We start from the raw sequence: 17,033 nt of genomic DNA on the forward strand, positions 1-17,033 counted from the left end.
AACATCCGCCTTGCCGAGGGGCTGTTATCCCAAAGAGTTGGAGAGCCTCATGGTGATGACACAAGACGCCGCGAGCGCTGATAAGCTGTTCGCGCAATACATTCAGAACAAGGGTTTTCCCTGCCTCGGCGCCAAGTCCGCCCTGGCGACGGGCAACCTGCGCGTTGTCAAAGCGCGGGACATGACGAGCGCCTGGAACGACGTGGCCATTCACGAGGCGCTGCTGGAATGGGCCTTTGCCTACAGGAAGGACCCGGAGGGCCTGCGCAGCCTCGCCGTGGTGTTCGAAGGCCCGGAAAACCTTTCGGAAGAAGAGTTCGAAACTTGCCTGTGGGAGCGGCTGCAATCGCTGGCGGACAAGGATCACTGGCGCGGTCAGGAATACGATGCGCGCGTCAGCGCCGATCCCGGCAGCCCGCATTTCAGCCTCAGCTTCGGGGGCGAGGCCTTCTTCGTCGTGGGAATGCATCCGAACGCCTCCCGCCCGGCGCGCCGGTTTCCGAAGCCTGCACTGGTGTTCAACCTTCACGATCAGTTCGAGCGGCTGCGCGAACGCGGTAAGTACGAGCGGATGCGCGAGGCCATTCTCGAACGGGACAGGAAACTGGCAGGCGACCTCAACCCCATGCTCTCCCGCCACGGCGAAGCCAGCGAGGCGCGCCAATACAGCGGGCGAATGGTCGACGACGAATGGAGCCCGCCGTTCGAGGACGTGCGATCATGAGCGGCGATATCGTGAGAATCGAATCGCGCAGCGGAACGGCCTTGAAGCTCAAGCGCGGCCAGCACCTGGAAGTGATCGACCTCGAAGGCGGACAGGTGTCGGACTTGCTTGCCTTTGCCAGCGACGATCCGCGCGAAAGCCTGTCTAACGGGCGAACCTTCGATTACGAGGAGACGATCAGGCTGACCACCGGCAGCACCCTGTGGTCCAACAGGTCGAACCCGATGCTGAAGATCACGCACGACGATGTGGGATCGCATGATTTCCTCCTCACGCCTTGCAGCAAGGACACGTTCCGCCACTTCTACCCTGACAAGCCGGTGCACCGCGGTTGCTTCGGCAACCTCGCCGCCGCACTGGAGCCGCACGGTATCGCGCCCGACGACATCCCTTGCGCGTTCAACGTTTTCATGAACGTTCCCGTCGATGGGGAGACCGGCAAGCTGTCCGTGGAGCCGCCCATTTCAAAGGCGGGTGACGCGCTGAGGCTGGAGGCGCAGATGGACCTGGTGATCGGGCTCACCGCCTGTTCGGCCTACGCGTCGAACGGCGGGACTTTCAAACCCATCGGCTACCGGGTGACATGAACCGAAGCGAGTTTTCCCTGTTCGAGACCAGCTGGGCGCAGCTTGGTGAAGTGGCGCTGGCGGCAGTGCTGGCATACCTGGCGATCATCCTGATCGTACGCGTGAACGGCTCTCGCACCACCAGCCAGCTCAACAGCTTCGACTGGATCATCAACGTGATGATCGGCAGCCTCGCGGCGAGCGGCGTCCTGCTGGAAGACGTATCACTGCTGGCCGCCCTTGTCGCGATCGTCGTGCTCACCGGACTGCAGTTCCTCCTCACGTGGATCACCCGCAAGTCTTCCACTGCCGAAGCCGTGGTGAAGCAGGAGCCTGTCCTGCTGACGCACAAGGGGCAGTTTCTGGAACAGGCGATGACGAAGACGAGAATCAGCAAGGACGAGATCATGACCGCCCTGCGCGGAAACGGCATGACCTCGGTGCGCGATGCCAACTGGGTGGTGCTGGAAACCAATGGCACGCTCAGCGTCATTCCGCGCCAGGACGATCTTTCCATCGAGGATGCCGACGCGGTGAAGGACATGCGGATGGCGCGATCACTGAGGAACGACTGAGACCGCCTTTCCCGGCGGAACCATTGCCGCGTCTTGCCCGTTTAACGGGGCAAAGGAGATTTCACATGATTGGCAAGCTGATAGGCGCCGGGATCGGCGCAAAACTGGGCAACGAAAGCCGCAAGATGGGCGGCACCACCGGCGCCGTCCTTGGTGCGGTTGCCGTACCGCTGGTGCGCCGCCTGCGCCTTCCCACCCTGCTGGCATTGGCCGGCGGTGGCTACCTGGTGAAGCGCCTGGCGGACAAGTCCAAGGAAGAAGCAGCCGCGCCCGCCGCGCCCAGGACACCGAAGACGCCCAAGACGCCTGCGGCCTGATCGCAAGGCACCACAAGACGCGTAGAGGGAGCGGCCCGCAGGGTTCGCTCCCTTTTCTTTTTCGGACAGGAGTTCGTGCCTGTCATCGCCAGCCCGTCGTTGAGAAGGCCGCCGCGTCGCTTGCACCGAATCGGCTCGGTTCCTACCTGACTCGCTCCACAAGCGAATCGAGACAACCATGACCACCCATCGCACCCGCATGCTCATCATCGGCTCCGGCCCCGCCGGCTACTCCGCCGCCATCTACGGCGCGCGCGCCGGGATGGAGCCGATCGTCGTGCAGGGCCTGCAACCCGGCGGCCAGCTGACCATCACCACCGACGTGGAGAACTATCCCGGCTTTGCCGACGTGATCCAGGGCCCTTGGCTGATGGAGCAGATGCAGGCGCAGGCAGAGCACGTTGGCACGCGCATGATGTGGGACACCATCGTGGAAGTGGACCTCGAAGGCGGCTCCCCGTTCAAGGCCATTGGCGATTCGGGCGATGAATACGTGGGCGACGTGCTGGTGATCGCCACCGGCGCGCAGGCCAAGTGGCTGGGCGTGCCGGGAGAGCAGGAACTGGGCGGCAAGGGCGTTTCCGCCTGCGCCACCTGCGACGGGCTCTTCTACCGTGGCAAGAAGGTGGCCGTAATCGGCGGCGGCAACACCGCCGTGGAGGAAGCGCTCTACCTCACCAACCACTCGGACGACGTGACCCTGATCCACCGCCGCGACGAACTGCGCAGCGAGAAGATCCTGCAGGAGCGCCTGTTCAAGTCCGACAAGATCACGCCGATGTGGAACAAGACGGTGGAGCGCTTCGTGGCGGGCGAAAACGGTGCGCTGGCAAAGCTGGAACTGGTCGACACCGTCACCGGCGAGAAGAGCGAACTGGAAGTGGACGGGGCCTTCGTCGCCATCGGCCACGCCCCCGCGACCGAACTGTTCAAGGGCAAGCTGCCGATGGACGACAGCGGTTACCTGCTGGTGGAACCCGGCACGCCAAAGACCGCCATCCCCGGCGTGTTCGCCTGTGGCGATGTGATGGACCATACCTATCGCCAGGCGGTGACGGCGGCGGGCACTGGCTGCATGGCCGCGCTCGATGCCGAACGCTTCCTCGCCACGCTGGAATTCGCCGAGAAGGAAGCGGCGGAGTAAGCCTGCCCTGCCAGACTAGTCGTGATCGTGGCGACCGAAGTCCGGCCGCGCGTCGTCCTGTCCGTGCTCGATGATCCGGCGACGGATGGCGCGGGTCTTGGAGAACTGGTCGAACATCGTCTCACCATCGCCCGCCTTGATCGCCTCGCGCATCATCGCAAGGTCGGTGAGGAACCGGTCGAGCATGTCGAGCACGGCGTCGCGGTTGTTGAGGAAGACGTCGCGCCACATGACAGGGTCGCTGGCAGCGATGCGGGTGAAATCACGAAAGCCCCCGGCGGAGTACTTGATTACTTCGCTGCGGGTTACTTCCTCAAGGTCGCTGGCCGTGCCCACGATGGTGTAGGCGATCAGGTGAGGGATGTGGCTGGTGACGGCCAGCACGCGGTCATGGTGGTCGGCATCCATGATCTCGACCGTGGAACCAAGACCGCGCCAGAACGCCGTCAGCGCCTCCACCTTGTCCGTCGGCGCGCTTTCGGGCGGCGTGATAATGCACCAGCGATGGTGGAACAGGCTGGCAAAGCCCGCGTCCGGTCCCGATTGCTCGGTGCCCGCAACCGGGTGGGCGGGAATGATGACATGCTCCGGCAAGGCGCGCGCAAGGCTTTGCGAGACGCTGATCTTGGAAGAGCCGACATCGCTCACCACTGCGTCCGGCTCGAGCCCCGGCGCAATGGCCGTGGCGGCCGCTTCCATCGCGCCCACGGGCACGCACAGAATGACAAGGTCCGCCCCGCGCACGGCTTCTACCGGATCGTCCGCGATGGTGCCTGCAAGGCCGCGCTCGCGGGCACGCTCGCGGACCAGGGGGTCGGCGTCATAGCCGGTGGTCATGACCTCGGGCAGGTGCTCCTTGACCGCAAGACCGATGGAGCCGCCCAGCAGGCCGAGGCCGATGATGGCGACGTGGTTGAAGCTCATGCGTCGGCCTCGCAAAGCTGGCGTAGAGCGTCCGCTATGTCGGCCATCTGCGCGTCGGTGCCGATGGTGATGCGCAGGGCGTGGGGCAGGCCCTGTCCCGGCAGGTGGCGCACGGCGTAGCCCGCCTCGGCAATGGCGTGGAGCGCGGCTTCGGCTGTCACCGAACCCTCGAACAGCACGAGCACGAAGTTCGCCTCGCTCGGAACGGCGCGCAGGCCGTGATTCCCGAGGCCCTCCACCGCTTCCGTGAACCGCGCGCGGGCGGCGGCGTTGTGCTCGCGGCTGCGGGTGACGAAATCCTGGTCGCCCATGGCCGCGATCCCGGCGCGCTGTCCGCTGGTGGTGACGTTGAACGGCCCGCGAATACGGTTCAGCGCGTCGATCAGGCCCGGCGCGCCGGTGGCCCAGCCGATGCGTTCACCGGCGAGGCCGTAGATCTTGGAAAAGGTGCGCGTCACCAGCACGTTCTCATGGGCGGCCGCCAATTCCATCCCGCCATCGTCCATGTCGGCGGTCACGTACTCGCCATAGGCCTGGTCGATCACCAGCAGCACGTCTGCCGGAAGTCCGGCGTGCAGGCGGGCGATCTCCCCGCGCGGCAGGAAAGTGCCGGTGGGATTGTTGGGATTGGCGATGAATACGACGCGCGTAGCGGGCGTAACGGCCGCCAGCAGCGCATCGACATCGGCGGTGTAATCGCTGTCGTCCACTTCTACCGGAGTGGCGCCGCAGCGGCGCGCGGCGATATCGTAGACGGAGAAGCTGAAGCGACTGAACATCACCTCGTCACCCGGTCCAGCAAAGGCCTGAGCCGCAATATTGAGCAGTTCGTCGGACCCGGTGCCGCATACGATTCTCGCAGGGGCAATCCCGTGCACCTCGCCGATGGCTTCGCGCAGCGCGGTGGAGCCGGGATCGGGATAGGGCGCGGGCGATTGCACCTGTTCCAGCGCTTCCAGTGCCTTTGGCGCGCAGCCCAGCGGGTTCTCGTTCGCGGACAGCTTGACGAGCTCGCGCCCGTCGGCGGATTTCGACTTGCCCGGCACATAGGCGTGGATCGCCTCGACATAGGGCTTCATCCGGGGCTTCGTCTGGGTGCGGGTGTTTTCAGCCATGGCGCGGGTCTCGTCAGTTGCGAAGGCGCGCATAGCCTCCCTTCGCGGCGATTGACAGTGTGCTTTGCCTCCCCCAATTGCGCCAGACCGAGATCATGGCCACGACAACCGCAATCGACTTTCGCAGCCTCACGCTGGATGCGCCGCTCCCGCTGGATAGCGGGCGCGAACTGGCCGGCGTGCAGGTCGCCTACGAAACCTATGGCGAGCTGGCGGCGGACAAGTCCAATGTGGTGCTGATCTTCCACGCGCTGACGGGGGACCAGTTCGTGGCGGGCACCAATCCCGTTACCGGCAAGCCGGGCTGGTGGGAACGCATGGTCGGCCCCGGCAAGCCCATCGATACAAATCGCTTCCACGTGATCTGCGCCAACGTGATCGGCAGCTGCCTTGGCTCCACCGGCCCCTCCAGCACAGGACCGGATGGCAAGGCTTACGGCATGGAATTCCCGGTCATCACCATCCGCGACATGGTGCGCGCGCAGATGGCCATGCTCGACATGCTGGGCATCGAGAAACTGCACGCGGTCGTCGGCGGATCGATGGGCGGGATGCAGGCGTTGTCCTGCGCGGCGAATTTCCCGGAACGCACGGACCGGGTGCTCGCCATCGCCACCACCGCGCGCCACACTGCGCAGAACATCGCCTTTCACGAGATGGGGCGGCAGGCGATCATGGCCGATCCCAACTGGCAGGGCGGCGACTATTACCATGGCGAAGCGCCTGCGAAGGGCCTGGCCGTTGCGCGCATGGCGGCCCACATCACCTACCTGTCGGAAGAAGGGCTGACCGAGAAATTCGGGCGGCGTCTGCAGGACAGGGAAGCCAAGAGCTTCGGCTTCGATGCCGATTTCCAGGTGGAAAGCTACCTGCGCTACCAGGGGCTGAGCTTCACCGACCGGTTCGACGCCAACAGCTATCTCTACATCACCCGCGCGATGGATTATTTCGACCTTGCCGAGGAACACGGCGGCCTGCTGGCCGATGCCTTCCGCGGGGCGAAGGACACGCGCTTCTGTCTCGTCAGCTTCGATACCGACTGGCTCTATACCACCGCCGACATGCGCGAGGTGGTCCACGCGCTCAACGCCGTGGCTGCACCGGTCAGTTTCGTGGAACTGTCCGCGCCATACGGGCACGACAGCTTCCTGCTCGACGTGCCCGCGCTGGACCGTGTGGTGGAAGGCTTCATCGCATGACGCTTCGCGCAGACCTTGCCAAGATCGCTGCCCACGTACCTTCCGGCAGCCGTGTTCTCGATGTCGGATGCGGCGAGGGCGACCTGATGGAGGCGCTGCAATCGCAAAGCGGCTGCGATGCGCGCGGCATGGAAATCGATCCGGAGGCGGTCGCCGCGGCGGTGGCGCGCGGGCTTTCGGTGGTGCAGGGCGATGCCAACCGCGACCTTGCCGATTACCCCGACGGGGCATTCGACGTGGCCATTCTCAGCCAGACCCTGCAAACGGCGCAGCGCCCCGATTGGCTGCTGGAGCAATTGCTGCGCGTCGGGCGCGAGGCTTTCGTCAGCTTTCCCAACTTCGCCTACTGGCGCATGCGCCTGGCGCTGCTGCGCACCGGGCGGATGCCGATTTCGCGCCACCTGCCGGGCAGCTGGTACGAAACCGCCAATATCCACCACCTGACCATCGCCGACTTCCGGGAATTCCTGGCCGAACGCGACGTGAAGGTGGCGGGTAACTGGTTCTTCGCCAACGGGCAGGAGATCGGCAGCCGGAACGCCAACTGGCGCGCCGAGCACGCGGTTTTCCAGCTCAGCCGCTAGGCAGCGGCGCGTTCGGGCAGAGGCTCCCGCCTGGGGGCGGGCCGCGAGGCGTTGCCGATGCAAACGCGGTTACGTCCGGAGTTCTTGGCCTCATAAAGCGCCCGGTCTGCCGCGATCATCGCCTGCGACAGGGGAATGTCCCTGCCGCACGGCGCCACGCCGAAGCTGGCGGTGATCCGGTAATCGTCGGCAAGTTCGATGACCTTGAGCGACATCAGTTCGTGACGAAGCTTCTCGGCGTGCAGTCGCGCGTCCTCGACACTGGTGCGCGGCATCCAGATTGCGAATTCCTCCCCGCCGATGCGGGCTGCCATGCCGCGGCCTTCCAACAGCGAGGCGACGGCGCGGATCACTGCATCGCCCGCGGAATGGCCGAAGCCGTCGTTGATGCGCTTGAAATTATCGATGTCGCAAACCACCAGCGAGCCGGTGCCACGTGTGCGATGCCCGGCGACACTTTCGAACGCGCGGCGGTTGGGCAGGCTGGTGAGGAAATCGTGTTCGGCCCGAAGCCTGTAGGTCTGCAGGGCGTTCGAGATCACGCGCCCGAGCGTCAGGAATACGACAGCTGGCACCAGCACCGCGAAGGCCACGATCAGCATGTCTTGCAGGGTCTGGCGGGGAATTGCGACGATGGGGGATTCGAGGCCCACGAGCACGGGGAAGACCGGCACACGAACGATGTAAATGGCGGTGACGAGAGACAGTGTCACGGCAAGGCCGACATCAATGAAATCGCCCTTGCGCCCGTCCTGGCGCACGACGGCCACGGCCCTGGCCAGCGCGGCTGCGCCGACGAGTTGCGCGGGCAGGAATTGCAAGACAGGCGGCAGCGGCGTTAGCAGGAGCAGGAGCGACGCGAGCACCGCTGCGCCGCAAATTGTGAAGCATCGCCATGAGGATTGCGTGCGGCCATAGGCGCTGCGAATGGATTCGCCCACGCAGACATAGGACATCGGTACCGTCGCTGCGGTCAGCCACAAGTCCAGCCGGGAAATGTCGCCATCCTTGAGCGCGAGGCTTTCCAGAACGCCGATCGCCAGCGCAATGGCCATCCAGGCCACGGACGAATTGCGATGCAGAGCGGCGAAGGCAATGGCGCAGACCACGCACAGGCCGGCGACGAGAGCTGTCATTGCGATGATCGCGCTGATTGTCACAGGGAATCTGGCGACATGAGGTGCATGATGCCAAACCTCCTAGGCGCGCCAGGTAAACACTATCCTTATGCCCTGCGGGTTGGACGCTTGCGGCTCAAAAAGCGGCGAGGCCGGTTCCGGCGAGGGCCGAAAGCGAAATCGCAGGGAGCATTCCCAGCATGCTGGCCGCGAGGAAGGCGCGCATGGTCATCGGCGTTGCAGCACACCCGGCTGTCACCACCACGTGCGGCACACCGCCGAGCCTCGCCCCCACCACATAAATCGGGCCGCGCCGGGCCAGATGTCCCTGCACGCCCTGGAGTTTCGCCCCGAAACGGCGCTGCATCCGTTCGCCCAGCCAGCGCCGCGTGGCCAGGAACAGGAGGTGGGTGCCAAGTGCGCACCCCAGCACGACGACGAAGATGCCGCCGACGCCCAGCACAAGGCCGCTCAGGAACGACATCGTATTGACCGCGCCGGGCACCGACATGGCCACGAGCGAGGCGGTGACAGCAGCGATGATCGCGGGAAGGGCGAAGGGCCCGATGGGCATGGCGGCGAGACTGTCGAGCAGTGTCAGTGGCAACAGTGCTGATATCGTCGCGTCCATGTGAAACTAGCGCCGGATGAGAGAACAGGTTCCCTGCTATACGAAAAGTGCTGCCAAATTGTTGCAGCCCTGCCACATGGCTTATGCGGTCGCGGCTCCGTCGTTCACGCACAGCACGCTGTCGTCGCGCGCCAGGCACCACAGGCTGAGCCGCGCCGCACGCGCACGCTCCACCGCCATCGACGTCGGCAGCGATATGGTGACGAGCCGCGTGGCGCCAGCCCGCACGGCCTTCTCCACGATCTCGTAGGAGCAGCGGGCGCTGGAGAGGATGAACCCGTCCGCCGCGTCCTGCCCTGCCAAGGCGAGCGCACCGACGAGCTTGTCCATCGCGTTGTGCCGTCCCACGTCCTCGCGTGCATGCAGGATCGTGCCGTTGGCAGAGCAGAAGGCGGCGGCGTGGGCCGCGCCCGTTGCCTTGGTCAGCGGCTGGTGATCCCGCAGCTTGCCGAGTGCGGCGAAGATGGCTTGCGGATCGAGCGCGTCGTGCGCAGCCACCGCGGGCAGGGGCGTGCTGACCGCTTCGAGGTTCTCGATGCCGCACAGCCCGCAGCTCGACTCCGCCACGCGGGTGCGTACGCGCTCGGTCAGCTTCTCGATGCCGAGGCCGGTCAATTGCGCGCGGGCGATCCAGCCGTGTTCGACTTGGGCCACGGCAATGTCGGTAATGTCGGCGAGGGACTTTGCCAGGCCCTCGGTCAGGGCAAAGCCGCGCGCGAAATCTTCCAGGTCGTGCGGGCTGGCCATCATCACCGCGTAGGACAGCCCATTGTATTCGAGCGCGACCGGGACTTCGGGGACCCAATCGCGCTCGACTGATTTCGTGCTGCCGTCGGCAGCGTGCTGGATCGGCTTATCCGGCATCCGAATTGTGCAATTCGCCCTTCTTGGAGAAGTCCGTTGCGCGGGTCTGCGAACCCGGATTGCCCTTCTTCATAAGGTGCTCGATGGCTTCCGCCGCGATCGGGTCCAGCCCGGAGGGGTCGCCGTTGAAGATGCCCGCCTTCATGCGCGGATCCCAGAAGCTGTCGATATGGTCCGCCGTCGCCAGCACCGCCTTGTCGTGCCCGATGGCGACGAAGTTCTTGGCGATCTGGTTGGCGAACCGGATCAGCGTTTCGTGGGTGGACTTGCTCATTCCGCCGGCTCCATCGAATCCTCACCGGCAATTCGGCGCGACTTCTCGGACCAGCTTTCGTAGCTTTCCTGCCAGTCGGTGGGGCCGTTGCTGGGCGTGACCTGCACCGCCGTCACCTTGTACTCGGGACAGTTGGTGGCCCAGTCGGAGAAGTCGGTGGTGACGACGTTGGCCTGCGTCGCGGGGTGGTGGAACGTGGTGTAGACCACGCCCGGAGCCACCCGGTCCGTCACTTTCACGCGCAGCGTCGTCTCGCCCGTGCGGCTGGCAAGCTTGGCCCAGTCGCCGTCCTTCAGGCCGCGGTTCTCGGCATCGGTGGGGTGCACTTCCAGCAGGTCTTCCGGGTGCCACACGGTGTTGGCCGTGCGCCGCGTCTGCGCGCCGACGTTGTACTGGCTGAGGATGCGGCCCGTGGTCAGCAGCAGCGGGAAGCGCGGGCCGGTCTTTTCGTCGGTGGGCACGTAGTCCGTCACCACGAACAGGCCCTTGCCGCGCACGAAGCCTTCCATGTGCATGACGGGCGAGCCGTCGGGGTGCTTCTCGTTCACCGGCCACTGCACACTGCCGCGCTCGTTCAGCATGTCCCACGAAACGCCGGCAAAGCTGCCGGTGAGGCGGGCGATCTCGTCGAGGATTTCGCTGGGGTGCGTGTAGTTCCACTCCGCACCTAGCGCATTGGCGAGCAGCTGCGTGACTTCCCAGTCCTCGTAACCGTTGGCGGGCGACATCACCTTGCGCACCGGCTGGATGCGGCGCTCGGCATTGGTGAAGGTGCCGTTCTTCTCGAGGAAGGTCGAACCCGGCAGGAAGACGTGCGCGTAGTTGGCGGTCTCGTTGAGGAAGAGATCGTGCACGATCACGCATTCCATCGCCGAGAGGCCATCGGCCACGTGCTGGGTGTTGGGATCGGACTGCAGGATATCCTCGCCCTGGATGTAGATCGCCTTGAAGGTGCCATCCACGGCGGCATCGAGCATGTTGTTGATGCGCAGGCCCGGATTGGGATCGAGCGATACGCCCCAGTCCTTTTCGAACATCGCGCGGGTCTCGCCGTCCGACAAGTGGCGATAGCCCGGCAGTTCGTGCGGGAAACTGCCCATGTCGCAGGCCCCCTGCACGTTGTTCTGGCCGCGCAGCGGGTTCACGCCCACGCCCTTGCGACCGATGTTGCCGGTGCACATGGCAAGGTTGGCAATCGCCATCACGGTGGACGAACCCTGCGAGTGCTCCGTCACGCCGAGGCCATAGTAGATCGCGGCATTGCCGCCGGTGGCGTAGAGGCGCGCGGCTTCGCGCAGGTCTTCGGCCGGAACGCGGGTGACGGGCTCCAGCGTTTCGGGCGAGTGACGCTCGTCGGAAACGAAGCGGGCCCATTCCTCGAAAGCGTCGACTTCGCAGCGCTCCTCGATGAACTTGCGGTTCTCCAGCCCCTCGGTGATGATCACGTGCGCCATCGCGGTCAGCACGGCGACGTTGGTGCCGGGCTGCAAGGGCAGGTGATGCGCCGCCTCCACGTGCGGGCTGCGTACGAGGTCGATGCGGCGCGGATCGATCACGATCAGCTTCGCCCCTTCGCGCAGGCGCTTCTTCAGGCGGCTGGCGAAAACGGGGTGGCCGTCGGTCGGGTTGGCGCCGATTACCAGGGCAACATCGGTGTGCTGCACGGAATCGAAATCCTGCGTGCCGGCGCTGGTGCCGAACGTCGTCTTCAGGCCATAGCCCGTCGGCGAGTGGCACACGCGAGCGCAGGTGTCGGTGTTGTTCGAACCGAAGACGGCACGGATCAGCTTCTGCACGAGGAAGGTTTCCTCGTTTGTGCAGCGGCTGGAGGTGATGCCGCCCAGCGCCATCGCGCCATGCTCTTCCTTCAGCTTCTTCAGCTTGGTGCTGGTGAATTCCAGCGCCTCTTCCCAGGTCACTTCGCGCCACGGATCGGTGATCTTGTCGCGCACCATCGGCGTGGTGATGCGATCCTTGTGGTTGGCGTAGCCATAGGCGAAGCGGCCCTTCACGCAGGAGTGGCCGCGGTTGGCCTTGCCGTCCTTGTAAGGCACCATGCGCACAAGCTGTTCGCCGCGCATTTCGGCGCGGAAGGTGCAGCCAACGCCGCAATAGGCGCAGGTCGTGACGACGGAACGCTCGGGCTTGCCGACTTCGATCACGCTCTTTTCCATCAGCGCGCTGGTGGGGCAGGCCTGCACGCAGGCACCGCACGAAACGCATTCGCTGGAAAGGAAGTTGTCCTCGTCCTGTCCGGCGGAGATGACGCTGGCAAAGCCGCGCCCGTCAACGGTCAGCGCGAAAGTGCCCTGCACCTCGCCGCAGGCGCGCACGCAGCGCGAGCAGACGATGCACTTGTCGGGCTGGAAGGCGAAATAGGGATTGGACGTATCGTCCGCCGTGCCGAGGTGGTTGGCACCTTCATAGCCATAGCGCACGTCGCGCAGGCCCACGGCGGCGGCCTCGTCCTGCAGTTCGCAGTCGTTGTTGGCGGAGCAGGTGAGGCAGTCCAGCGGGTGATCGGAGATGTAGAGTTCCATCACGCCGCGGCGCAGCTTTTCCAGGCGCGGCGTCTGCGTCTTCACCACCATGCCGTCGCTGACGGGGGTGGTGCAGCTGGCAGGCGTGCCGCGCGCGCCCTCGATTTCCACCAGGCACAGGCGGCAGGAGCCGAAGGCCTTCACGTTGTCGGTCGCGCAAAGCTTGGGGATGTGGCCACCGCTTTGTGTGGCCGCGCGCATCACGCTGGTGCCGGCGGGCACCGTCACCTTGCGCCCGTCGATCGTCAGGCTGACCGTTTCGTCCGACTCGACTGCCGGAGTGCCGAAATCCTTGGGGGCTTCGTATCCCATAACTATCGCTCCATCGCCGCAAGATCTGCGGGAGTATTTATATTTGCTGGCACATCGTCGCATTGAACCGGCCGTGCCCTGACGGCCTCTGCGAAAGCGAGCATCGAATGGCGTCCTTCACTCTGGAGGATGGCCGAAACGACGGATGCGTGGTTGCTCTTCCAATGCCCGATAACGGGCTGAGTTTCAAGATATGCCGGGGCTGGTGAAAGAACCGACAAGAGGTTTTCGGGCAGCGCGACCGAATCGACCGCGCAGGTCAGCACGCTGTCGAAACCCTCGGCCTCTGCGCGGCGCAAGGCACCGGCGATGCCGCCCAGCGGACCCATGTGGGGGCGGGGCCAGTCTGGCACGGTCGGGGCGGGCGCTTCGTCCCGGCCCACCACGACCACACGGTCGCAATAGCTGCCAAGCGTATCGACCGCGCGCGCGATCAGCGAACGGCCGCCCAGTTCGGCAAGCGCCTTGTCGCTGCCGAAACGTGAGGACCTGCCGCCCGCAAGGACCGCGCCCAGGATCATTACTCCGCCGCCTCGGGCAGGGGCTGCTTCACCAGTTCGGGGTTGCGCGTGAAATCTTCCGGCCATTGGCGCAGCGCGCTCATCACCGGATAGGGCGTGAACCCGCCCAGCGCGCACAGCGAGCCGAACTTCATCGTTTCGCACAGGTCCGTCAGAAGGCCGATCTCGTCTCCCGCGTCGCGTCCGCTGTCCTTCTTGGTGTTGTGCATCTGCGGGGCCAGCTCGATCACGTCGCGCTCCCGGCCACCGGCCTTGATCCGGTCGAGGATTTCCACGCCGCGCACCGCGCCGATGCGGCAGGGCGTACACTTGCCGCAGCTTTCGACCGAGCAGAACTCCATGGCGAAACGCGCCATTTCCAGCATGTCCGCGCTGTCATCGAACACGGTCACGCCGCCGTGGCCGATCAGGGCCTCTGCCGCGGTGTAGGTCTCGTAATCGAACTCGATATCGAACTGGTCGGGGTGGATATAGGCTCCCAGCGGGCCGCCCACCTGCACTGCCTTGACCGGGCGGCCCGAGGCGGTGCCGCCGCCGATCTTGTTGACGAGATCGTCCAGCGTGATGCCGAAGCCGACTTCGTAGAGACCGCCGTGCTTGATATTGCCCGCCAACTGGATCGGCATGGTGCCGCGCGAGCGGCCGAAGCCTGCGTTCTTGTACTGCTCTGCGCCGCCTTCCATCAGGATGTGCGGCACGGCCTGCAGGCTGAGCACGTTGTTGACCACGGTGGGCTTGCCGAGGAAGCCTTCGAGCGCCGGAAGCGGCGGTTTCGCGCGCACTTCGCCGCGTTTGCCTTCAAGACTGTTGAGCAGGCTCGTTTCCTCGCCGCAGACATAGGCACCCGCGCCGACGCGCACCTCGCACTTGAAGGGGGCGATGATATCCGCGCAAAGCTCCAGCGCGGCGTTCAGCTTGCGGATCGCATCGGGATATTCGCTGCGCAGGTAGATATAGCCCTGGTTCGCGCCCACGGCCTCGCCTGCAATCGCCATGCCTTCGATCAGCGCGAAGGGATCGCCTTCCATCGCCATGCGATCGGCAAAGGTACCGCTGTCGCCTTCGTCGGCGTTGCATACGATGTATTTCTGCGGGCCCGGCGCTTTCATCACGGTGTCCCACTTGATGCCGGTGGGGAAGCCGGCACCGCCGCGACCACGCAGGCCGGAGTGCTTGACCTCTTCCACGATCGCTTCGCTCCCGATCTGGCGTGCGCGCTTCAGGCCCGCCCAGCCGCCGGTCGCCTCGTAGTCTTCCAGGCTGAGCGGACGGGTCTTGCCGGCGCGCTTGAAGGTGATGCGCGTCTGCGTGGCGATGAAGGGGTGGTCTTCGATCGTGCCGATGGACTTGTCCGACTTGCCATCGAGGATGGCATCGACATCGTCGAGCGTCGCGGGGCCGAAGCCCTCACCGTCGATCTCCACCAGCGGCTCCAGCCAGTGCATGCCCCAGCTGGAGGTGCGATGGACTTCGCAGCCCTTCTTCTCGAATGCTGCGGCCAGCTTGTCTGCGCCGCCCGCTCTGGCGAGGGCGTCGTCGGAAATGCGAACGATGGTCATGCGTTTTCTACCAGCTTGGTGATGCCAGCCTCGTCGAGGCGGATGTGCAGGTCGTCACCCGTGCGCGCGGCGGGGCCTGCGCTGCACAGGCCGAGGCAGTAGACCGTCTCGATCTTCACCCGCTCGCCCGCGGCGGCGGTGGCCTTGTCGATGATGCGTTCGACGCCGCGCGCCTTGCACGCCTCTGCGCGGCACACCTGCACCACGGGGCGCGGGTCCGCCTTGGTCTTGTAATCGTGGTAGAAGCTGACCGTGCCGTGCACGTCGGCGCGCGACAGGTTCAGCCCCTTGGCGATCAGCGCCTCGCTTTCCGCATCGACGCAGCCGAGTTCGGCCTGGACGTCGTTGAGGATGGGCAGCAGCGGCCCCTCGCGGTGGTGGTGGCGGGCGATGATCTCGCCCAGGAGTTCGCTCTTGTCGCTCATGCCTTGAGCCTTTCTGCGTGCCATTTGATATGCTCGGCGATGAAGGTGGAGACGAAGAAGTACGAGTGGTCGTATCCTTCCTGCATCGCGATGCTGGCGTTCATGCCGGCCTTGCGCACCGCGTCCTCCAGCAGCCAGGTCTTGAGTTCGTCGTCGAGGAAGTTGTCGGCGCGGCCCTGTTCCACCAGCAGGTGATCGATCCGCGCGCCGTCCTCGATCAGGGCGCATGCGTCGTATTCGCGCCAGGCATCGCGATTGTCGCCGAGATAGCCGGTCAGCGCCTTTTCACCCCACGGGCAGTTCATCGGGCTGACGATGGGGGAGAACGCACTGGTGGAGCGGAAGCGACCGGGATTGCGCAAGGACACGGTCAGCGCGCCATGGCCACCCATGGAATGGCCGGAGATGCCCTGCCGCTCCATGTCGACCGGGAAGTTGTCTGCCACCAGTGCGGGCAGTTCCTCCTCGACATAGCGCCGCATCTGGAAATTCTTCGCCCACGGTTCCTGCGTGGCGTTCACGTAGAAGCCCGCGCCCTGGCCGAAATCGTAGGCCTCGTCATCGGGCACGTCCTCACCGCGCGGGGAAGTGTCCGGGCCGACCAGGATTACGCCGTGTTCGGCGCAGGCCTGGTGGTAGTGGCACTTGATCATCGCGTTTTCGTGCGTGCAGGTGAGGCCCGACAGCCACCAGAGAACCGGCAATTTCTCGCCTTCGCGGTGCTCGGGCACGAACACCTGGAACGTCATGTCGGTGCCGGTGGAACTGCTGGCGTGCTTGTAGACGCCCTGGTTGCCACCGAAGCACTTCGTTTCGCTGACGGTTTCAAGCGTCATCAGGATGCCTCGCGGTGCATGGCGCACAGCTTGTTGCCATCGGGATCGCGCAGGTAAGCGAGGTAGAGGCGGCCGAAGTCGTTCTGGCGCCAGCCGGGCGGATCCTCGATGGAGGTGCCGCCTGCCGCTGCCCCCGCGTCATGCCACTCGTCGGCCTGCTGGGTGCTTTCCATGGCGAAGCCGATGGTGGCGCCGTTGGCGCACGTCGCCGGGTTGCCGTCGATCGGCTTGGTGACAAGGAAGACAGCGCCGTTGTGCAGATAGACGAGCCGGCCCTTGCTATCGATCACGCCTTCCTTGGCACCGAGCACGCCGAACAGCGCGTCGTAGAAGGTCTTGGCTTTATCGAGGTCATTCGACCCCACCATCATGTGGCTGAACATCGGCGCTCTCCCGATCAGGCGTTTTCGTTCGGGCAGAAGACGCAGATCTTGTTGCCGTCCGGATCGCGCAGGTAGGCGCCGTACATCTGGCCGGGACTGTTCTCGCGAACGCCCGGTGCGCCTTCGTCGGTGCCGCCGTTGGCGAGACCGGCCGCGTGCCAGGCGTTAACTTCGTCGTAGTTCTTCGCCTTGAGGCCCAGCGTCGCGCCGTTCGAAACAGTGGCCGCTTCGCCGTTGGCGGGCTTGCCCACGGCAACCGCGCCGCCTTCGTTGGCGTAGATCGTGGCGTGGGGCAGCTCGTTCACCGGCTTCACGCCGATCGCGTCCATGGTGGCATTGTAGAAAGCGCGCGACTTCTCGACATCGTTGGTGCCCAGGAAAACGTGGTTCAGCATGGGTGTTTCGTCCTCTCTTCCAATGGC

At 65.2% G+C, this 17,033-nt stretch carries 20 protein-coding genes; 7 read left to right on the forward strand and 13 right to left on the reverse strand.

All coding sequences use genetic code 11. The features are described from left to right. Nucleotides 1-55: 55 nt before the first annotated feature. The 5 genes from gntA (at nucleotide 56) to trxB (ending at nucleotide 3,326) form a co-directional block, all read left to right on the forward strand. Complete coding sequence (gene gntA, locus ABFX23_RS01810; RefSeq protein ID WP_346031482.1) at nucleotides 56-724, forward strand: guanitoxin biosynthesis heme-dependent pre-guanitoxin N-hydroxylase GntA; 669 nt, start codon at nucleotides 56-58, stop codon at nucleotides 722-724. Then, the gene (locus ABFX23_RS01815) at nucleotides 721-1,311 is read left to right on the forward strand and encodes a DUF1989 domain-containing protein (RefSeq protein WP_346031422.1); all 591 of its coding nucleotides are present in this window, start codon (nucleotides 721-723) and stop codon (nucleotides 1,309-1,311) included. Before gntA ends, ABFX23_RS01815 begins: the two co-directional genes overlap by 4 nt. Continuing rightward, a complete protein-coding gene (locus ABFX23_RS01820; protein ID WP_346031423.1) occupies nucleotides 1,308-1,865 on the forward strand; it encodes a DUF421 domain-containing protein in 558 nt (185 codons plus the stop codon). Before ABFX23_RS01815 ends, ABFX23_RS01820 begins: the two co-directional genes overlap by 4 nt. 65 nt (nucleotides 1,866-1,930) lie before the next feature. Further along, nucleotides 1,931-2,182, forward strand: coding sequence for a hypothetical protein (locus tag ABFX23_RS01825; RefSeq protein WP_346031424.1), 252 nt, complete (start codon nucleotides 1,931-1,933; stop codon nucleotides 2,180-2,182). Between the two features lie 178 nt (nucleotides 2,183-2,360). Beyond that, nucleotides 2,361-3,326, forward strand: a complete 966-nt coding sequence (gene trxB / locus ABFX23_RS01830; protein ID WP_346031425.1) for a thioredoxin-disulfide reductase — start codon at nucleotides 2,361-2,363, stop codon at nucleotides 3,324-3,326. A gap of 15 nt (nucleotides 3,327-3,341) precedes the next feature. Here trxB and ABFX23_RS01835 read toward each other — a convergent pair whose 3' ends face one another. Beyond that, the gene (locus tag ABFX23_RS01835; RefSeq protein WP_346031426.1) at nucleotides 3,342-4,250 is read right to left on the reverse strand and encodes a prephenate/arogenate dehydrogenase family protein; all 909 of its coding nucleotides are present in this window, start codon (nucleotides 4,248-4,250) and stop codon (nucleotides 3,342-3,344) included. Beyond that, complete coding sequence (hisC, locus tag ABFX23_RS01840; protein WP_346031483.1) at nucleotides 4,247-5,365, reverse strand: histidinol-phosphate transaminase; 1,119 nt, start codon at nucleotides 5,363-5,365, stop codon at nucleotides 4,247-4,249. The genes ABFX23_RS01835 and hisC overlap by 4 nt, the downstream gene beginning before the upstream one ends. Before the next feature lie 95 nt (nucleotides 5,366-5,460). Between hisC and metX the strand changes: the two genes are divergently transcribed. Continuing rightward, a complete protein-coding gene (gene metX, locus ABFX23_RS01845; RefSeq protein WP_346031427.1) occupies nucleotides 5,461-6,564 on the forward strand; it encodes a homoserine O-acetyltransferase MetX in 1,104 nt (367 codons plus the stop codon). Then, a complete protein-coding gene (gene metW / locus ABFX23_RS01850; protein WP_346031428.1) occupies nucleotides 6,561-7,148 on the forward strand; it encodes a methionine biosynthesis protein MetW in 588 nt (195 codons plus the stop codon). Before metX ends, metW begins: the two co-directional genes overlap by 4 nt. On the opposite strand, the gene ABFX23_RS01855 is transcribed toward metW, so the two are convergent. The 11 genes from ABFX23_RS01855 to ABFX23_RS01905 all read right to left on the reverse strand — a co-directional run bounded on the left by ABFX23_RS01855 (nucleotide 7,145) and on the right by ABFX23_RS01905 (nucleotide 17,006). Beyond that, the gene (locus tag ABFX23_RS01855; protein ID WP_346031429.1) at nucleotides 7,145-8,284 is read right to left on the reverse strand and encodes a GGDEF domain-containing protein; all 1,140 of its coding nucleotides are present in this window, start codon (nucleotides 8,282-8,284) and stop codon (nucleotides 7,145-7,147) included. The two genes, metW and ABFX23_RS01855, sit on opposite strands and share 4 nt — an antisense overlap. Nucleotides 8,285-8,402: 118 nt before the next feature. After that, nucleotides 8,403-8,897 carry a VTT domain-containing protein gene (locus tag ABFX23_RS01860; RefSeq protein WP_346031430.1) on the reverse strand — a complete coding sequence of 165 codons (495 nt, stop codon included), beginning with the start codon at nucleotides 8,895-8,897 and terminating at the stop codon, nucleotides 8,403-8,405. A gap of 81 nt (nucleotides 8,898-8,978) precedes the next feature. Then, nucleotides 8,979-9,761: a formate dehydrogenase accessory sulfurtransferase FdhD gene (gene fdhD, locus ABFX23_RS01865; RefSeq protein ID WP_346031431.1), complete on the reverse strand. Its 783-nt coding sequence runs from the start codon at nucleotides 9,759-9,761 to the stop codon at nucleotides 8,979-8,981. After that, nucleotides 9,751-10,035: a formate dehydrogenase subunit delta gene (locus tag ABFX23_RS01870; RefSeq protein ID WP_346031432.1), complete on the reverse strand. Its 285-nt coding sequence runs from the start codon at nucleotides 10,033-10,035 to the stop codon at nucleotides 9,751-9,753. Before ABFX23_RS01870 ends, fdhD begins: the two co-directional genes overlap by 11 nt. Then, on the reverse strand, nucleotides 10,032-12,887 hold the full coding sequence (gene fdhF, locus ABFX23_RS01875) for a formate dehydrogenase subunit alpha (RefSeq protein ID WP_346031433.1): 2,856 nt from the start codon (nucleotides 12,885-12,887) through the stop codon (nucleotides 10,032-10,034). Before fdhF ends, ABFX23_RS01870 begins: the two co-directional genes overlap by 4 nt. A 2-nt stretch (nucleotides 12,888-12,889) precedes the next feature. Further along, complete coding sequence (locus ABFX23_RS01880; RefSeq protein WP_346031434.1) at nucleotides 12,890-13,408, reverse strand: molybdenum cofactor guanylyltransferase; 519 nt, start codon at nucleotides 13,406-13,408, stop codon at nucleotides 12,890-12,892. Beyond that, the gene (locus ABFX23_RS01885; RefSeq protein ID WP_346031435.1) at nucleotides 13,408-14,967 is read right to left on the reverse strand and encodes an NADH-ubiquinone oxidoreductase-F iron-sulfur binding region domain-containing protein; all 1,560 of its coding nucleotides are present in this window, start codon (nucleotides 14,965-14,967) and stop codon (nucleotides 13,408-13,410) included. The genes ABFX23_RS01880 and ABFX23_RS01885 overlap by 1 nt, the downstream gene beginning before the upstream one ends. After that, nucleotides 14,964-15,392 carry an NAD(P)H-dependent oxidoreductase subunit E gene (locus tag ABFX23_RS01890; RefSeq protein WP_346031436.1) on the reverse strand — a complete coding sequence of 143 codons (429 nt, stop codon included), beginning with the start codon at nucleotides 15,390-15,392 and terminating at the stop codon, nucleotides 14,964-14,966. The genes ABFX23_RS01885 and ABFX23_RS01890 overlap by 4 nt, the downstream gene beginning before the upstream one ends. Further along, nucleotides 15,389-16,228, reverse strand: a complete 840-nt coding sequence (fghA, locus tag ABFX23_RS01895) for an S-formylglutathione hydrolase (RefSeq protein ID WP_346031437.1) — start codon at nucleotides 16,226-16,228, stop codon at nucleotides 15,389-15,391. Before fghA ends, ABFX23_RS01890 begins: the two co-directional genes overlap by 4 nt. Then, on the reverse strand, nucleotides 16,228-16,611 hold the full coding sequence (locus tag ABFX23_RS01900; protein ID WP_120076513.1) for a VOC family protein: 384 nt from the start codon (nucleotides 16,609-16,611) through the stop codon (nucleotides 16,228-16,230). Before ABFX23_RS01900 ends, fghA begins: the two co-directional genes overlap by 1 nt. Before the next feature lie 14 nt (nucleotides 16,612-16,625). After that, nucleotides 16,626-17,006, reverse strand: a complete 381-nt coding sequence (locus tag ABFX23_RS01905) for a VOC family protein (protein ID WP_346031438.1) — start codon at nucleotides 17,004-17,006, stop codon at nucleotides 16,626-16,628. Nucleotides 17,007-17,033 lie beyond the last annotated feature (27 nt).

The organism is Erythrobacter westpacificensis (assembly GCF_039542285.1).
Classification (GTDB): domain Bacteria; phylum Pseudomonadota; class Alphaproteobacteria; order Sphingomonadales; family Sphingomonadaceae; genus Alteraurantiacibacter; species Alteraurantiacibacter westpacificensis.

Excerpts from the sequence above, each read along its gene's own strand:
- gntA (WP_346031482.1), top strand. The coding sequence starts at position 56 with ATGACACAAGACGCCGCGAGCGCTGATAAGCTGTTCGCGCAATACATT.
- ABFX23_RS01815 (WP_346031422.1), top strand. The coding sequence starts at position 721 with ATGAGCGGCGATATCGTGAGAATCGAATCGCGCAGCGGAACGGCCTTG.
- ABFX23_RS01820 (WP_346031423.1), top strand. The coding sequence starts at position 1,308 with ATGAACCGAAGCGAGTTTTCCCTGTTCGAGACCAGCTGGGCGCAGCTT.
- ABFX23_RS01825 (WP_346031424.1), top strand. The coding sequence starts at position 1,931 with ATGATTGGCAAGCTGATAGGCGCCGGGATCGGCGCAAAACTGGGCAAC.
- trxB (WP_346031425.1), top strand. The coding sequence starts at position 2,361 with ATGACCACCCATCGCACCCGCATGCTCATCATCGGCTCCGGCCCCGCC.
- ABFX23_RS01835 (WP_346031426.1), bottom strand. The coding sequence starts at position 4,250 with ATGAGCTTCAACCACGTCGCCATCATCGGCCTCGGCCTGCTGGGCGGC.
- hisC (WP_346031483.1), bottom strand. The coding sequence starts at position 5,365 with ATGGCTGAAAACACCCGCACCCAGACGAAGCCCCGGATGAAGCCCTAT.
- metX (WP_346031427.1), top strand. The coding sequence starts at position 5,461 with ATGGCCACGACAACCGCAATCGACTTTCGCAGCCTCACGCTGGATGCG.
- metW (WP_346031428.1), top strand. The coding sequence starts at position 6,561 with ATGACGCTTCGCGCAGACCTTGCCAAGATCGCTGCCCACGTACCTTCC.
- ABFX23_RS01855 (WP_346031429.1), bottom strand. The coding sequence starts at position 8,284 with ATGACAGCTCTCGTCGCCGGCCTGTGCGTGGTCTGCGCCATTGCCTTC.
- ABFX23_RS01860 (WP_346031430.1), bottom strand. The coding sequence starts at position 8,897 with ATGGACGCGACGATATCAGCACTGTTGCCACTGACACTGCTCGACAGT.
- fdhD (WP_346031431.1), bottom strand. The coding sequence starts at position 9,761 with ATGCCGGATAAGCCGATCCAGCACGCTGCCGACGGCAGCACGAAATCA.
- ABFX23_RS01870 (WP_346031432.1), bottom strand. The coding sequence starts at position 10,035 with ATGAGCAAGTCCACCCACGAAACGCTGATCCGGTTCGCCAACCAGATC.
- fdhF (WP_346031433.1), bottom strand. The coding sequence starts at position 12,887 with ATGGGATACGAAGCCCCCAAGGATTTCGGCACTCCGGCAGTCGAGTCG.
- ABFX23_RS01880 (WP_346031434.1), bottom strand. The coding sequence starts at position 13,408 with ATGATCCTGGGCGCGGTCCTTGCGGGCGGCAGGTCCTCACGTTTCGGC.
- ABFX23_RS01885 (WP_346031435.1), bottom strand. The coding sequence starts at position 14,967 with ATGACCATCGTTCGCATTTCCGACGACGCCCTCGCCAGAGCGGGCGGC.
- ABFX23_RS01890 (WP_346031436.1), bottom strand. The coding sequence starts at position 15,392 with ATGAGCGACAAGAGCGAACTCCTGGGCGAGATCATCGCCCGCCACCAC.
- fghA (WP_346031437.1), bottom strand. The coding sequence starts at position 16,228 with ATGACGCTTGAAACCGTCAGCGAAACGAAGTGCTTCGGTGGCAACCAG.
- ABFX23_RS01900 (WP_120076513.1), bottom strand. The coding sequence starts at position 16,611 with ATGTTCAGCCACATGATGGTGGGGTCGAATGACCTCGATAAAGCCAAG.
- ABFX23_RS01905 (WP_346031438.1), bottom strand. The coding sequence starts at position 17,006 with ATGCTGAACCACGTTTTCCTGGGCACCAACGATGTCGAGAAGTCGCGC.